The organism is Deltaproteobacteria bacterium (genome assembly GCA_026388415.1).
Lineage (GTDB): Bacteria > Desulfobacterota > Syntrophia > Syntrophales > JACQWR01 > JAPLJV01.
On the sequence record JAPLJV010000048.1, the window covers coordinates 26,498 to 41,115 of the forward strand.

General features: G+C 52.8%; 17 protein-coding genes. 5 read left to right on the forward strand and 12 right to left on the reverse strand.

Annotated elements, in window-relative coordinates; all coding sequences use genetic code 11:
* The first annotated feature begins 76 nt into the window (after positions 1–76).
* Genes queD through NT140_10605 form a run of 5 tightly spaced genes read left to right on the forward strand, consistent with a single transcriptional unit; the run spans position 77 to position 5,392 of the window.
* Positions 77–454, forward strand: a complete 378-nt coding sequence (gene queD, locus NT140_10585) for a 6-carboxytetrahydropterin synthase QueD (protein MCX5832309.1) — start codon at positions 77–79, stop codon at positions 452–454.
* The gene (gene folE2 / locus NT140_10590) at positions 451–1,224 is read left to right on the forward strand and encodes a GTP cyclohydrolase FolE2 (GenBank protein ID MCX5832310.1); all 774 of its coding nucleotides are present in this window, start codon (positions 451–453) and stop codon (positions 1,222–1,224) included. Before queD ends, folE2 begins: the two co-directional genes overlap by 4 nt.
* Entirely contained in the window at positions 1,224–3,290 is a 2,067-nt protein-coding gene (locus NT140_10595; protein ID MCX5832311.1) for an NAD(+) synthase, read from the forward strand. Before folE2 ends, NT140_10595 begins: the two co-directional genes overlap by 1 nt.
* A gap of 12 nt (positions 3,291–3,302) precedes the next feature.
* On the forward strand, positions 3,303–3,503 hold the full coding sequence (locus tag NT140_10600) for a cytoplasmic protein (GenBank protein MCX5832312.1): 201 nt from the start codon (positions 3,303–3,305) through the stop codon (positions 3,501–3,503).
* Entirely contained in the window at positions 3,500–5,392 is a 1,893-nt protein-coding gene (locus tag NT140_10605; protein MCX5832313.1) for a transglycosylase SLT domain-containing protein, read from the forward strand. Before NT140_10600 ends, NT140_10605 begins: the two co-directional genes overlap by 4 nt.
* Positions 5,393–5,418: 26 nt before the next feature.
* Here the strand turns inward: NT140_10605 and NT140_10610 are convergent, their stop codons facing one another.
* The 12 genes from NT140_10610 to NT140_10665 form a co-directional block, all read right to left on the reverse strand.
* Entirely contained in the window at positions 5,419–5,799 is a 381-nt protein-coding gene (locus NT140_10610; GenBank protein MCX5832314.1) for a YajD family HNH nuclease, read from the reverse strand.
* 89 nt (positions 5,800–5,888) lie between these two features.
* Positions 5,889–6,296, reverse strand: coding sequence for a hypothetical protein (locus NT140_10615; protein ID MCX5832315.1), 408 nt, complete (start codon positions 6,294–6,296; stop codon positions 5,889–5,891).
* A 37-nt stretch (positions 6,297–6,333) separates the two neighbouring features.
* Positions 6,334–6,708 carry a YtxH domain-containing protein gene (locus tag NT140_10620; protein MCX5832316.1) on the reverse strand — a complete coding sequence of 125 codons (375 nt, stop codon included), beginning with the start codon at positions 6,706–6,708 and terminating at the stop codon, positions 6,334–6,336.
* Between the two features lie 30 nt (positions 6,709–6,738).
* Positions 6,739–8,643 (reverse strand): methionine--tRNA ligase, encoded by a 1,905-nt coding sequence (metG, locus tag NT140_10625; GenBank protein MCX5832317.1) that lies wholly within the window; start codon positions 8,641–8,643, stop codon positions 6,739–6,741.
* A 32-nt stretch (positions 8,644–8,675) separates the two neighbouring features.
* Positions 8,676–9,482, reverse strand: a complete 807-nt coding sequence (locus tag NT140_10630; GenBank protein ID MCX5832318.1) for a stage 0 sporulation family protein — start codon at positions 9,480–9,482, stop codon at positions 8,676–8,678.
* Between the two features lie 24 nt (positions 9,483–9,506).
* The gene (gene holB, locus NT140_10635) at positions 9,507–10,478 is read right to left on the reverse strand and encodes a DNA polymerase III subunit delta' (GenBank protein ID MCX5832319.1); all 972 of its coding nucleotides are present in this window, start codon (positions 10,476–10,478) and stop codon (positions 9,507–9,509) included.
* 30 nt (positions 10,479–10,508) lie between these two features.
* The gene (gene tmk, locus NT140_10640; protein MCX5832320.1) at positions 10,509–11,150 is read right to left on the reverse strand and encodes a dTMP kinase; all 642 of its coding nucleotides are present in this window, start codon (positions 11,148–11,150) and stop codon (positions 10,509–10,511) included.
* Positions 11,151–11,241: 91 nt separating this feature from the next.
* Complete coding sequence (locus NT140_10645) at positions 11,242–11,421, reverse strand: 4Fe-4S binding protein (GenBank protein MCX5832321.1); 180 nt, start codon at positions 11,419–11,421, stop codon at positions 11,242–11,244.
* A gap of 58 nt (positions 11,422–11,479) precedes the next feature.
* Positions 11,480–11,701: a NifU family protein gene (locus tag NT140_10650; GenBank protein ID MCX5832322.1), complete on the reverse strand. Its 222-nt coding sequence runs from the start codon at positions 11,699–11,701 to the stop codon at positions 11,480–11,482.
* Between the two features lie 40 nt (positions 11,702–11,741).
* A complete protein-coding gene (locus NT140_10655; protein MCX5832323.1) occupies positions 11,742–12,335 on the reverse strand; it encodes a hypothetical protein in 594 nt (197 codons plus the stop codon).
* Positions 12,336–12,362: 27 nt separating this feature from the next.
* The gene (gene ispH / locus NT140_10660) at positions 12,363–14,096 is read right to left on the reverse strand and encodes a 4-hydroxy-3-methylbut-2-enyl diphosphate reductase (GenBank protein ID MCX5832324.1); all 1,734 of its coding nucleotides are present in this window, start codon (positions 14,094–14,096) and stop codon (positions 12,363–12,365) included.
* 21 nt (positions 14,097–14,117) lie between these two features.
* The coding region (locus NT140_10665) for a GGDEF domain-containing protein (protein MCX5832325.1) at positions 14,118–14,618 on the reverse strand (501 nt) is incomplete at its 5' end.

The window sequence follows — 14,618 nt, forward strand, 5'->3', positions numbered from 1 at the left end:
TCCCTTTATTTCAATAATTAAGTATACTGTCCCCGGAACTCGTGATATAAGACACACTCTAACTCAGGAGAAAATAATGTACGAAATAACTATTACCCGATCCTTTTCCGCCGCCCATATGTTGAAGGGTATCGGCGGCAAGTGCGAAGGGTTGCATGGACATAATTTTATTGTGGAAGTGACCCTGGCCGCCTCGACTTTGAGCAAGGAAGGATTGCTCTTGGACTTTCGCATCCTCAAGGAGTGGACCGACGAGATACTTGATTCTCTGGATCACAAATATCTGAACGAGCTGCCCTATTTTCAAAATGTTAATCCTTCGGCGGAAAATCTGGCCCGTTTCCTTCACGACCGGATTGACGAAAAGGCCGCCGCGCAGAACATAGCTGTGCCCTGTGTTACCGTCTGGGAATCCGAAAATGCGAGGGCCTCCTACCGCGGTAAATTGTCATGATAGATATGCAAAATCAGCAAGACTACCGTCGTATAGATATTCAAAAGGTCGGCGTGAAGGGGATTAAATATCCCATTACTGTCCTGGACCGCGTCCAGGGAGTCCAGCAGGTTAATGCCGCCATCAATATGTACGTCAACTTGCCCCATCACTTCAAGGGAACCCACATGAGCCGCTTTGTGGAAATCCTCAATGAATACCATGGTGAGGTCAACATTAAAACCCTGCAGCTCATCCTGGAAAAGCTCCGGGAAAAGCTCCGGGCCGAGTCGGCGCACATAGAAATCAGCTTCTCTTACTTTGTGAAAAAAACGGCGCCTGTTTCCCGCGCCAAAAGCCTGATGGAATACGAGTGCCGGTTTTGGGGACAAAACCGGGGTAATAAAACGGATATTATGGTGGGCGTGGTGGTGCCCGTCACCACCGTCTGCCCCTGTTCCAAAGAAATCAGCAACGCCGGCGCCCACAACCAGCGGAGCATGGTGGATGTGAAGGTAAAATTCAAAAAATTTTTCTGGATAGAAGACGTCATTACGCTGGTAGAAAATTCGGCCAGCGGCGAGGTTTATTCCCTTTTGAAACGGGTAGATGAAAAATACGTGACGGAAAAAGGCTATGAAAACCCCATGTTCGTCGAGGATGTGGTCCGTAACGTGGCCGAGCGGCTGAATGCCATTGACAATTTCACCTGGTACAGCGTGGAGGCGGAAAACTTTGAAAGCATCCACAACCACAGCGCCTATGCCTATGTGGAGAAGGAGGCAACCTGATGGAATCCATTCCCAATAAGGAATTTTTTAATCTTTATCACCAGGGATTTATCCGGGCCGCCCTGTGCATCCCCGCAGTAAAGGTCGCCGATCCCTTTTTCAATGCCGATAGCATCCTGCAGTTAGCGCGGACGGCGGCCGACCGGCAGGCAATCCTCGCCATCTTTCCTGAACTCAGTCTGTCAGCTTACTCAAATGAAGATCTGTTTCACCAGGATGCGCTGCTGCAGGGCGTTCTCCAGGCGCTGGCCAGGATCATTGACGTCTCCAAAGAACTTAATCTTATCCTGGTCGTGGGGGCGCCTCTACAGGTTGATTTTCGCCTCTTTAACTGCGGGGTGCTCCTCTACCGCGGACGAATCCTCGGGGTAGCCGTCAAATCCTACCTCCCCAACTACCGGGAATTCTACGAGGGGCGGCAATTCAGCCCGGCTGCAGAAGCACTCTCGCCGACCATACACCTCTGCGGGCAGGAGGCGCCCTTCGGCGCCGACATCATCTTTACCGTAAAGAATCTGCCGCATTGCCGTTTTTTTATCGAGATGTGCGAGGACGTCTGGGTTCCCATCCCGCCCTCCAGCTACGCCGCTCTGGCGGGGGCTACCGTCATCGGCAACCTTTCGGCCTCCAATATAATCATCGGGAAGGCGGAATATCGTCACCAACTGGCGGCTACCCAGTCCGGGCGCTGTCTGGCAGCTTATCTATATACCGCCGCCGGTCCCGGAGAATCTACCACCGACCTGGCCTGGGACGGTCACGCCCTGATCTATGAAAACGGCCGGCTCCTGGGAGAATCGGCCCGTTTTCAGCAACAACCCCAGCTAATCTGCGCCGATATAAATCTGGACAGCCTGGCGCAGGACAGAATGCGCATGACTTCCTTTGGACAAAGCGCCCTGCATCACAAGGACCGCCTGACCGCCTTCCGACATGTCGCTTTCGACGTTAATCTGCCGGAGGGGAAAATTCTCCTCGAGCGACAATACCCGCGTTTCCCGTACATACCGGCTGATCCGGCCAAACGCGACCAACGCTGCTACGAGGCCTACAACATCCAGGTGCAGGGTTTGTCCCAGCGTCTGAAATCAGCGGGAATCAGCAATGTCGTCCTCGGCATCTCGGGCGGTCTGGATTCCACGCAGGCGCTGATCGTGGCCGCCCGCACCATGGACTTGCTGAATCTGCCCCGTGTCAACATCAAGGCCTACACGATGCCGGGCTTTGCCACCACCGATAAAACCTACCAGAATGCGCTCAAATTGATGGCGGCATTAGGGGTTTCGGCCCATGAGATAGATATCAAACCCAGCTCGCGGCAAATGCTGCAAGACATCGGTCATCCCTTTGCGGCAGGGGAAAAACTCTACGATATTACCTTTGAAAACGTCCAGGCCGGAGAGCGCACCTCGCACCTGTTTCGCCTGGCCAATCTCCAGAAGGCACTGGTCGTCGGCACGGGAGACCTGAGCGAACTGGCCCTGGGTTGGTGCACTTACGGGGTAGGAGACCATATGTCTCACTACAACGTCAATGTCAGCGTCCCCAAGACGCTCATCCAGCATCTGATCCGCTGGGTGGCGGGCACAAATCAGTTCACCCCGGAAATATCGGCGATCCTGGTTGATATTCTGCAGACCGAAATTAGCCCGGAGCTTGTTCCTGGCCAGGAAAACGATGCGCCCTCGCAAAAAACGGAAGAAATAGTGGGGCCTTACGAACTGCAGGATTTTCATAATTTCTATATAACCCGATACGGATTTCTGCCGACCAAGGTGGCCTTCATGGCCTACTGTGCCTGGCGGGACAAGGCGCTGGGCCGGTGGCCCGATGTGCCGGAAGAGAAGAGACACGCCTATTCGATAGCGGAAATCAAGCAATGGCTTCACGTATATTTGCTGCGCTTTTTCCAGTACAGCCAGTTCAAGCGTTCCTGTGTTCCCAACGGCCCCAAGGTTGGCTCGGGCGGTTCCCTCTCGCCGCGCGGCGATTACCGGGCGCCCAGCGACAGCGACGCCACGGTCTGGCTGGAAAACGCACGGGGGATTCCGGACAGCGAAAGTTAGGGGAAACCAGTCATGGTGAGAGAAACATACCGCGATTTTGATGCCACGGAACTTTTTTGCCCTCGCTGCCAAAGATCTGTCCGGGTTAGAAAAAAGCTGCTCCTCATTATCCCGGACGGGGAAAAGTATGACTACACCTGCATGGCCTGCGGCACGTCGGTGGGCGACAAATTTGTCCACAATAATAGCGATGCGGGCCTGCTAATCCGATGAAAAAGATTTACATGAAAATTGCGTCTGTCATCATTCTTTTCCTTCTCCTGACGACTAACACCACTACCTCCGCCTTTGCCGCCTCTACCCGCGAAATATACGCTGACGGCAGAAAATTCATGAGGGAGGGAAAATGGCAAAAGGCAATCGAAATCGTCAAGCCGCTGGAAAACGATTACCAGTTACTGGCCGATTATGTGCTTTTGGATCTGGCCACCTGTTATGAAAAGTCCGGTGATAGCGAAAGGGCCTTGAATGCCCTCCGGAAAATAGTCAAAATTTACAAAACCTCTCCCCTTTACCGCAAGTCATACCAAAAGATTCTGGACCTGGGCAAAAGCGGCGACATCACTGCTCTTTTTGCCGATTACGATCTTTACCTGAAAGAATTTCCCCAGGACAGCAAAGTAGCGTGGGACAAGGCCGGCCTGCTGGAAAAGAGCGGCCGGAGTGATGAAGCCCGCGCCCTGCGGAAAGAAATCTTTTTTTCCGGCAGCGATTATAGCATGAACGCCTACGAAGCGCTTAAAAAGGCTGATTTTCAGCCTTCCGCCGCAGATATCAAAAAAGTCCTCGTAAGCCTCCTGGAAAATAATAATTACGCCCAAGTCGTCAGTTTAACGGAGGGTATCAATTTCAAGGACGATGAAGGCAAGTATCTGCTGGCCCGGGCCTATTTCCGTCTGCGCCGCTATAGTGAAGCCATCAAGACACTTGCCGGTGTATCATCAAAAGAAGGGAAATATCTTCTGGCCCAAAGTCTCGTCCGGGCCAAAGAAAATGAAGCATTTTACAAACTCATCGCTGAGCTGGCCGGGGAAGGCAGGCAAGATCTATTCAGCCTGCACATTCTGGCCGCCGAGATGAAGAGAAGAGCAGGTGATCACACGAGCGCCGGCGCTATGCTGCAATCCATGCTGGGCCTCTATCCCGAAAAAAAAGAGGAAATTACCTGGTCACAGGCCTGGCTGAATATCAGGCAAAAACGCTACCCTGATGCGGAAAAAATTCTTGCCAGCCTGGCAGCGTCTGATTCCAATAAGCGTGACAAGTTTCTTTTCTGGCTGGCCAAGGTGAAGAAATATCAAGGTCAAAACGGGGATGCTATCTTTGCGCAGATTAAGGACAAAAACAGCTATTACTGGTTTCAATCGGGCATCAGCAGGCCCAGACCGCCATCGGGCCGAGATGGCGCCGATCTGAAAAAGGATGGCGCTTCCCAGCTTCCTGAAGAGATGAACAGAAAATTTCTGCGGATAACTACTCTCCACGGCCTGGAAATGAGTACGGAAGCCCGGACGGAAGCCCGCCTGATGATGAGTTCGGTTACGGAGCCATACATTTCCGCTTTTGCCCAACTGCTGCTAACCATAGAAGACTATCTTTCTCTGGTCCGGCTGGGCGGGCGGCACAATTACCCCTTGCTGAAATACCCGCTCGCCTTCGGGGATATCGTGGCCAAGTGCGCTCAGGCACAAGAAATTGACCCTTTTCTTATTATGGCCATAATGAGAGAGGAAAGCCATTTCCAGCGGGATGTCGTATCCTCCGCCGGTGCGCTCGGCATCATGCAGCTCCTGCCGGCTACGGCGCGCAGCATGGCCAATATCAAACATAATGAGGAACTATTCGATCCGGAAAAAAATATCAGGCTGGGGACAAATTATTTCGCCAAGCTGCTGGTGCAGTTCAAGTTATCGCAATACGCCATTGCCGCCTACAATGCGGGACCGCACAACGTGGAAAAATGGCTCGCCATGGGTTATCAGGATGAAGAGGAGTTTACGGAAGATATTCCCTTCGGTGAGACAAAAAGCTATGTTTTCCGCATCATGCAAACCCGCGGCATTATGAAAGCTCTTTACAAAAAAGAGCCGATAAGTGATTAAACAGGTTGGGTAAATTTCGTTCTCAATTAAGGGCGTGATTTCGCCTTATCCGCCAGGGCTTTTTTCAGCTTCTCGGCCAGCGTGTTTCCCACCTGCTGTTCCTGGTCCTGATAGACGAGGCTGCTCTCCCGACCACCGCCGCCGGCGCCTTCAATGTAATCGCCAAGTATTCCGCGGCTGTGCGCATCTTCATGGCAGTATACGCAGAGCGGTTCCCAGTTGCTGCCGTCCGGCGGGTTGTTGAGATGATTGCCGTCCTTGTGGTGCACCGTCAGCAGTTGACGATTATCGTTTTCAAACTCCCGGCCGCAACGCGCACAGATCAAACCATATATCGCCAGAGCCTTTTCACGATAGGTCGCGGCGGCGGGTAGCTTCGACTGCGCCTGCTTTATCTCCCGCACCACTTCTTCCGCCGATTTGGCATTCTGACTCACGTCCTTCGTTACGGTAGAGTGGACACGCCCCAGCCTGCTTCCATAACTGACCTTGTTCACTATTTCCCTTCCCCTTGCCGATTCTCACCTTGCTGCAGGAAAACGCTCAGGAAAACCCCGATCCCTTTCAGCAAGCCGCGCGCCGTTCTCAGCGTCTCCATAAGCGGGACCTTGACGCCCTGCAGCAAAGTTACCTCCAGGTCATTTACCAGCCCCAGAAAGGCGCGCACCTTCCGGCTCAGCACGACAAACTCCTCTGCCTCATGCCTGATCATATCAGTGGCACTGTGTATATTGGCAGTGATTTCCTGCATATTGGCCAAGATCTCCGGCAGGGTTTTATTGAACTCTTCCAGGGCCGTGGCCATGTTTTTTGCCGTCCGCCACATCTGCCAGAGGAACAGAATCAGTAAAAGGATAACTACAAAGAACGCCACGCTCCAAATCACGGCTTTGGTTTCTACCATAGGGCACGCCTGCTCCTAACTAATTAACATACTGATATTAAGATGTTTTTTCCTCTTTAAAGGCTTCCACGCCGGCATCAAGGGCCCTTTTAAAACGGGTTTTACCATCCTGAAAGGCCTCCTTGCCCCGCTCCGCCATTTCCACCGCCTCTCCTTCCAGGTGTTCAACCGTTTCCTTCGCCGTTGCTTCCAGATCATGGAGCCGTTTCAGGGCGGATTCATAGGTTTTCTTGCTTTTCTCCAAGGCTTTTTCGTAGTCCTCCTTAGCCTTGGTTATCAATTCTTCCGTCTTACGGGCGATATCTTCGCGTGTTTCCTTGCCGCTTTTGGGCGCGTAAAGTATCCCCAAGATTGCACCGGCCACGCCCCCGATCAACAAACCCTTAAAAAATTCACCACTTTTGTCTGACATAGTCCTTACCTCCTTGTTTAACTGCCTTGTTTAACTGACTTTTGCCCCCGGCAGGGGCTTGCCGTCCACAGAGAGCAGCGCCAGGCCGTCCGCGGTACCGGTAGCCAGCAGCATCCCCTGCGATTCAATTCCCATGAGTTTGGCCGGCTTCAGATTGGCCACAACTACGACGGTCTTGCCGACGAGGTCAGCGGGCAGGTAGTCCTTGCCGATCCCCGCGACAATCGTTCTTTCTTCCCCCAGATCAATCTTCAATTTGACCAGTTTTTGAGAATTGGGCACCCTCTCGGCGGCTATGATCGTGGCCGTCCGGAGATCAACTTTTCCCCATTCTTCAAAATCAATAAGCGGCTTGACGGGAGGTATCTCCACCTTAGCTGCGGCGGTGGGGCTTTCCTCGGCGAGGGCGGGAACGCGCGGGAACAGGTTGCCTCCCTGCTTGATTTTCTGCCCGACCATCAGGCCTCCCCAACTGCGGATGCTCTGAAAATCTTCACGAGCCTGATCCTCGATGCCCAGTTGCGCCATGATCTTGCCGGCGGAATCAGGCATAAACGGTAAGATGAGGACGGCAATGATCCGCAGGGCCTCCAGCAGATCGTACATAACCGCATCCAGCCTGGCCTTTTGGGCAGGATCTTTGGCCAGAACCCACGGCTCGACGGCAACGATGTGCTTGTTCACGCAACCGATGAATTCCCAGATGGCTATCAGCGCTTTATGGGGCGCCAGTTCCGCGAAAGAGGCTTCTACCTCGGAATTGACTTTTTGCAGGGCCGCAACCAGGGTTTCATCTCCCGCAACTGACTGACCGGGCGCGGGAACTTGGCCATTGCCGTACTTCAAGGCCATGGTCATGGTTCTGCTCACGAGATTGCCCAGGTCGTTCGCCAGATCGGAATTGATACGCTGAATGAAGGCCGCTTCGCTGAAACTTGAATCCAGGCCAAACACCATATCCCGGAGCAGAAAATACCGAAAGGAATCTAAACCGTATTTGTCTTTCAGCGTCAGGGGGTTGACGACATTGCCCACCGTCTTGGACATCTTGCTCTGATCAACATTCCAATAGCCATGGACATTCAGGCGCCGGTAGGGTTCGATGCCGGCCGCCTTCAGAATGGTTGGCCAGTAGATGCCATGGGGTTTCAGAATGTCTTTGGCGATCAGATGCTCGGCTACGGGCCAGAAGGTTTTGAAATTATCGCCTTCGGGATAGCCGACGCCCGTGATGTAATTGATCAGGGCGTCAAACCATACGTAAGTCACATACTTGTCATCAAAGGGCAGATCAATGCCCCAGGTCAGCCGCGACTTGGGCCGGGAGATGCAGAGATCCTCCAGCGGTTCCCGCAGGAAGGCCAGGGCCTCATTCCGGTAGCGCTCCGGCCGGATAAAATCGGGATGATCAGTAATGTGCCCGACCAGCCAATCCTGATATTTGCTCATACGGAAGAAGTAATTGCTTTCCTTGCGATACTCGGGTGCGGTCTGATGATCGGGACAGTGACCGGCGATGAGTTCCTTTTCCATATAAAACCGCTCACAACCTACGCAATAGTAGCCTTCATAACTTCCGAAGTAAATGTCGCCGGCGTCATAGACCTTCTGCAAAATCGCCTGCACCGTCTTTATGTGACGCGCCTCGGTGGTTCTGATAAAATCATCATTGCTGATGCTTAACTCGGGCCAAAGATTACGGAACTGTCCGCTGATCATGTCGGCGTACGCCTGCGGGGTTACTCCGGCTTTAGCTGCGGCGGCCACGATTTTGTCGCCGTGCTCATCCGTTCCCGTCAAGAAAAAGGTACGATATCCGGACAGGCGATGATACCGGGCCAGCACATCCGCCACAATGGTCGTATAGGCATGGCCGATGTGCGGCGAGGCGTTGACGTAATAGATAGGGGTAGAAATATAAAAGGCTTTTTCCATAACCAGCTCGTTTTAGGGGGCTCGCCGTCATCTCACCGGCCGCCAGATTCAAGATCCTTTATGTTCAGGGTGATTTCCTTGCCATTTTCCAGGGCCACGGCAATCTCGCCGCGCAAGACATTTTGTCTGAGCACCTTGGCGTTGCCTTGGGCAGTGTGCACCGTTTTCCCGCACTTGGGCATGCCTTTTCTCATCTCCACATAACCTTCATATTCAAAAGCCAGGCAACACATCAGGCGACCGCACAGACCGGAAATCTTTTCCGGATTCAAGGAGAGGCTCTGCTCCTTGGCCATCTTGATCGAAACCCGGTCAATATTGGGCAGGGAACTGGCGCAACATACCTCGCGACCGCACATGCCGAGACCTTTAACGAGCTTCGTTTCCTGCCGGGCGCCGATTTGCCTGAGTTCGATCCGGGCCTTGAATTTCTGCACCAGATCCCTTACCAGCTCCCGAAAATCAACCCTGTTTTCCGCCGTAAAATAAAACACCATCTTGCTTTTATCAAAGGCGCACTCCAGGGTGATCAGCTTCATGGGCAGCGCCCGGGCGATGATCCGTTCCCGGCAATACTGGCGGGCCTCTTTTTCCAGACATTGGTTTTCTTCCCGGATGCGCAAGTCGCCCTCAGTGGCCTTACGGATGATATATTTAAGATTAACGGGTAACTGGTCAACCTCGACTGTTGAAAGCTCTGTCGCCACCCTGCCTATGGACAAGCCCTGATCCGTATTGATAACCACCTGATCGTTCTTTTGCAGAGGCAAGTCACCGGCGCCGAAAGTGTATATCTTCCCCTCCGGTCGAAACTTTACCCCGACTATTTGTTTCGCCAAGTAAATCTCCTTTTCCGTCAATCCCTATCTAAGTTTAAACATCATCACTTCCAAAGTCAATGTCTTATCCGCGTTTTGCTCGACCGCCGAGAACGCCCGACCGATGGCTTTGATATTGCTGATCAGGTCCGTGAGCGGCAGGCGATCGGACAGGGCCTTGATCATCTCCCCCTGATCCTGATTGATCAGCGCCTCCACTGTGCCCGTTTCCCTGTAAACCATGGCGTCCCGATAGCAGGTGCACAAAATAACCAGCCGCTCCATGACCTCTTCCCGAGTTTGCCCGAAACGGTTTAAACTGGACAGGCGCAACAGGGGATCATGCATCAGCCCGGCGGCCGCCAACTCGATTATTTCCTTACGCATATCCAGATAGGAACTACTGTGCATCTCGAGTGCCCGGGCGATACTGCCACCGGCAGAGCTGGCCAGCAGGCGGGAAGCGGGGACGTCTAAAGAGAGGCGCCGCTGTAAAAAACGGGCCACTTTTTCTTCCGGGAGGGGATTAAACCTGATCTGCTGACACCGGGAAAGTATCGTGGCGGGCAACTGGAAAGGAAGCGCGGAAATCAGGATGATGATATTTGCTGCCGGGGGTTCTTCCAGTATCTTCAACAGGGCATTGGCCGCCACATCGTTCATCTTCTCGGCATTATCTATGATACAGACCCGCTTTTTCCCCTCCCAGGGTTTAAACTTCATGCGTTCCTGCAGGTTGCGGATCGCCTCGATTTTAATAAACTGGCCGTCAGCCTCCACTGCCATAATGTCCAGATGATTATTGTGGTCCGCCTTCACGCATGAGGAGCAGACATCGCAGGAATCATACTTATCGGCGAGACAGTTAATGGTCTTGGCAAGAGTCCCGGCCGTTGTCCTTTTACCGATGCCCTCCAGACCGTAAAAGAGGAACGCGTGGGGGATGCGGCCCTGGGCCAGAGAGCTCTGCAACTGCTCAATCTGCCTTTCGTGACCGAAGATATCCTGGAAAGACATTAATTGGTTCCTCTGGTAATAAGCTGGCAGTTATCTTTTTATGAAGGCCAAAAGTTCACGACACACATCTGTACTTACGGCCGCTATTTCGCGGGCCGCGTTGATGATCCGGTATCTCGCCGGATGCTCCGCCGCCAGGGCCAGATAGCCATCCCGGACGCGCTGGTGGAAGCTCAGAGCCTCTCTTTCGAAACGATCCTCCCGGTTGTTGCCCTGGAGCCGGGCAATTCGACCCAGCGCCCGCTGGAGACCTTCCTCAACCGGCATGTCCAGGAGGATAGTCAGGGCAGGGGTCAGGGAAGCCGACGAAAAATTGTGCAGGTCCTTGATTACCGTGCGATCCAAACCGCGCCCGTAACCCTGATAGGCTAAAGTGGCGTCAATGAACCGATCACAGAGCACCCATTTCCCCTGCTCCAGGGCGGGCCTGATTACATCCTGGACATGCTGCACCCGGGCAGCCACAAAAAGGAGCAGTTCGGCACGCGGAGAAATAGCGTAAGGGCCGATGTTTAAAAGCATTTCCCGGATTTTTTCCCCCAACGGCGTACCACCCGGCTCATCAGTGGCCAGGCAGCTAACGCCTTGCGCGGCAAGGTATTCGCCCGCCATTCTCACTTGGGTGGTTTTACCGCAACCTTCAATCCCTTCAAAGGCAATAAATCGGTTCATGCGGTTCCCGGAATGATATCACAAAAAAACAGGGGGAAACACCGGCCTTTACAGGCAAGCGGTTCCCCCCTTTGGTTCGACAATGAAAAATTTATTTCTCTTCCCCGGCGACAATAGCCTCGACGGGACATTGCTCGGCACAGGTTCCGCAATCCGTACAAAGCTTCGCATCAATGGTGTATTTATCATCTCCTTCGCTGATCGCCTCCACCGGGCACTCGTCCTGACAAGAACCGCAAGCGATGCACTCATCTGTAATCACGTAAGCCATTTTCTCTCTCCTTTATAATTATTTTAACCAAGTTGAGACGGACGGCAGCCCGTCTCAACTATACAGAAACAACCTCTTTTACCTGGGGGACTTCCTGCTTCAAATGTTTTTCAATCCCCATCTTCAGGGTCATCTGCGACATCGGGCAACCCCCGCAGGCGCCCAGCAGCTTAACCTTTACTACACCATCATCAGTGATATCAACCAGTTCCACATCCCCGCCATCCATCTGCAGGTTGGGCCTGATCTTATTAATCGCCTTTTGCACTGCTTCTTTCATCACATCACCTCCGTCTTATCAAGACTTTCATTACTTCCCCTCAACGGGGCATAGCCCTCAACATTTGCCTTACCACGTCCCTGGCTACACTGCGCAGTTCCGGTTTCATAATCACATATTTCTCCGCCAGATCATGCCCGGCCTTCCAGATCACCACCCCCGTGGCGGCATTGATCAGCTTCATGCTCAGGCCGACCTTGGCCACATTCTTGTCGGCCTCCTGGGTATAATACCAGTAATCCACATTAATCAATAAAAAAGCATCAACACCGGCCAGCTCACCTATTTTTTTGCTCAGGTCGCTATCGGAAAAATTTACTGCCTTCAGCTTGGCCAGATAAGCAGTTGTTGTCTTACGCAGGGGTTCATTTTCCTGGAGCAGGCGCTGCATCATCTGATATGAGAAAAAGCTCTTAAATTGCCTCTCATCTGACAATTCACCGGCAATAATCCGGTCCAGCACTTCCCTTGATTCCTCAACACCCACCACATCCAGCGCCAGCAGAGCTAATGTCTGCGGGTGAAAGCCCTCAGCCTCCGGAGCAATCTGGGAAAAGCGGACGCCGCCACAGCCGCCCAGCATCAAAATCAGCAGCATGCCCAGAGAAAAAACCCGATATTTAGGTATCGCCAAAATATCTCCAGTCAATCTTTGCCGGCGTCAGACACGATTAATGGCCAGCCACGACAAGGCGCTCACCCCCGCAAGGATGTAGTTGGTCTCTAAAAGCCCCCATATCTCCATGCTGGAAAGTGCCGCCCTTCTATCACAAAGTTTAAAACATATCAACACATAAAATAGACAAATAATCAGCGCTATACTCACCGATGCCGACCATCCGGCGGGGTAGGCAGACGCGAGCAGAATAAATAATAAAACCCAGACAACCTTCAATATCCGCTGCGATGTTTTACTGCCCACCAGGACCGGAATCGTCTCCCGCCCCAGCAAGCGGTCATTTTGCATTTCGATGATATCCGATAAAATGGAACGGATGAAAACCATGGCAAAAGTAAAAACAAAGGCCACCGCCAAGCCGGGGCGGAAAGTAAACCCCGCGCCCACGACTGGCAGCACTACGGTCACCATCGCCCAGGCCAGGGCCATTGACACATTTTTTGAGCCCGGCAGTTCCTTCAAGCTTCGAAAACGCCATCGGGACGGCAAGAAACGGGCATTATAAAGGACACCGGACAGGGAAATGACAAAAAGCAAAAGGAATTGTCCCGCCCCCTGGGCCAGGGCTAAGAGCAGGGCGGCTATTAATGTTGCAACAGCCAGAAAAATATAAAGGGCTTCGTGTTGCCGGTAATTTTCTTCCCGGAAGGAACCGCTGATATTTGTTTTATGGTCCGTAAATCTGTTCAAAACATGCATCGCATAAACGTAAAGGGAGGCTATCAAAAAATTGCTGAACCGCACCTCCAGCTCCTGCATAATGGCGCCGGCCAGATAAAGGCACCCGGCGCCCAACGCCGCATAGATGTCCGTACGCACTAAAAAAAGCCATATATTAAACAGACCTGGCGATTTTTCCCCCCGCTGGCCCTGAAGATTGGTAATGTCATTTACTACCCGGTCAATGATCCAGTTCGGCGTCGAAGCCCCTGCTGAAACCCCGATACTGCCATAGAGACCCAGGGGGTGGTCTTTCAGGCCTTCCGCCGTTTCAATGTAAAAGGTCGGTTTCCCCTGCTGCTCCGCCATCTCGGCCAGCCGTTTGGTATTGGCGCTGTTGACGCCCCCGACAATAACCATGGCATCCATCCGGGCCGCCAGATTTTTAACCTCCTTTTGTCTCTTTTCCGTGGAGTCGCAGATGGTGTCAAAGACCAGCGCCCGGGGAGATTTCCTTTTGATGATTTGCGCTATTTCCTGATAAAGCTCCTGATCTTGCGTTGTCTGAGCGACAATGCCTAAGTGCTCTGCAGGGGGCAAGCGCTGCGCTTGCTCCTTAGTGCCTATTACCAGGCCCCGGCCAGCGCTGTAACCGAGCAAGGCCGTTACCTCCGGATGACCCTCGTCGCCCACAATCACAATCGTATAACCGAGGGCTACCTGCTTCTTGATAATGGCCTGGACGCGCGCCACCTTCGGGCAGGTGGCGTCCACGATCTTGACGCCTTTAGCCATAATCTGGCGCCGTTCCTCAGGCGATACGCCATGGGTGCGGATGACCAGCGTTGTTTCGCTGCCGGCGGGAATTTCCTCGAGGCTGGCGATGGGCAGGATGCCCCGTTTTTCAAGCAGCGCGACCGTCTGAGGATTATGGATCAGGGGACCGTAGGTATAGATTGGCCCCGGGCCGGCCTGCCGCGCGGTGTCCAGCACCAGGTCAACCGCCCGCCGGACACCCATGCAAAAACCAGCAGTTTCCGCCAGTTTCACGCCCATCTACTGATCCTTTTTATTGAATTATGCACTATAATATCTATATCCATTCCTGCCTGTCTGCTTAACGCTATACATCGCAATATCTGCATTCTTTACAAGGGTGTCTATATCCTCGCCATGGTCAGGGTAGACGGCTATGCCGATACTCATCGTGACAGACATGGTATGATTATTAATTGTAATATTGGTCTGGAAATCTTCCATTATCTTTTCTGTAATGGTATTAACATCTTCTGTCTGCTTAAGGTCGGCAAAAATCAACATAAACTCATCACCGCCCATGCGTGCGACTGTGTCACCTTTTCGTATCTGCAAGGTGAGTTTTTCTGCAACAGCCTGTAATAACAGATCCCCGCTACTATGGCCAAATGTGTCGTTCACATCTTTGAACTTGTCAAGGTCAAGCATCATCACGGCAACCTTCTCGTTAAAGCGTTCAGCGTGGGCCATTGCCATAACAAGACGGTCATTAAAGAGTGAACGGTTGGGCAGGCCAGTCAGGGCATCATGGAACGCCATGTG

What these genes read in the sequence shown, in the direction of transcription:
- NT140_10615 (MCX5832315.1), bottom strand. Translation starts at nt 6,296, where the DNA reads ATGGTAGAAACCAAAGCCGTGATTTGGAGCGTGGCGTTCTTTGTAGTT.
- ispH (MCX5832324.1), bottom strand. Translation starts at nt 14,096, where the DNA reads ATGGGCGTGAAACTGGCGGAAACTGCTGGTTTTTGCATGGGTGTCCGG.
- NT140_10595 (MCX5832311.1), top strand. Translation starts at nt 1,224, where the DNA reads ATGGAATCCATTCCCAATAAGGAATTTTTTAATCTTTATCACCAGGGA.
- NT140_10620 (MCX5832316.1), bottom strand. Translation starts at nt 6,708, where the DNA reads ATGTCAGACAAAAGTGGTGAATTTTTTAAGGGTTTGTTGATCGGGGGC.
- NT140_10600 (MCX5832312.1), top strand. Translation starts at nt 3,303, where the DNA reads ATGGTGAGAGAAACATACCGCGATTTTGATGCCACGGAACTTTTTTGC.
- holB (MCX5832319.1), bottom strand. Translation starts at nt 10,478, where the DNA reads ATGTCTTTCCAGGATATCTTCGGTCACGAAAGGCAGATTGAGCAGTTG.
- metG (MCX5832317.1), bottom strand. Translation starts at nt 8,643, where the DNA reads ATGGAAAAAGCCTTTTATATTTCTACCCCTATCTATTACGTCAACGCC.
- NT140_10605 (MCX5832313.1), top strand. Translation starts at nt 3,500, where the DNA reads ATGAAAAAGATTTACATGAAAATTGCGTCTGTCATCATTCTTTTCCTT.
- NT140_10645 (MCX5832321.1), bottom strand. Translation starts at nt 11,421, where the DNA reads ATGGCTTACGTGATTACAGATGAGTGCATCGCTTGCGGTTCTTGTCAG.
- tmk (MCX5832320.1), bottom strand. Translation starts at nt 11,150, where the DNA reads ATGAACCGATTTATTGCCTTTGAAGGGATTGAAGGTTGCGGTAAAACC.
- NT140_10650 (MCX5832322.1), bottom strand. Translation starts at nt 11,701, where the DNA reads ATGAAAGAAGCAGTGCAAAAGGCGATTAATAAGATCAGGCCCAACCTG.
- folE2 (MCX5832310.1), top strand. Translation starts at nt 451, where the DNA reads ATGATAGATATGCAAAATCAGCAAGACTACCGTCGTATAGATATTCAA.
- queD (MCX5832309.1), top strand. Translation starts at nt 77, where the DNA reads ATGTACGAAATAACTATTACCCGATCCTTTTCCGCCGCCCATATGTTG.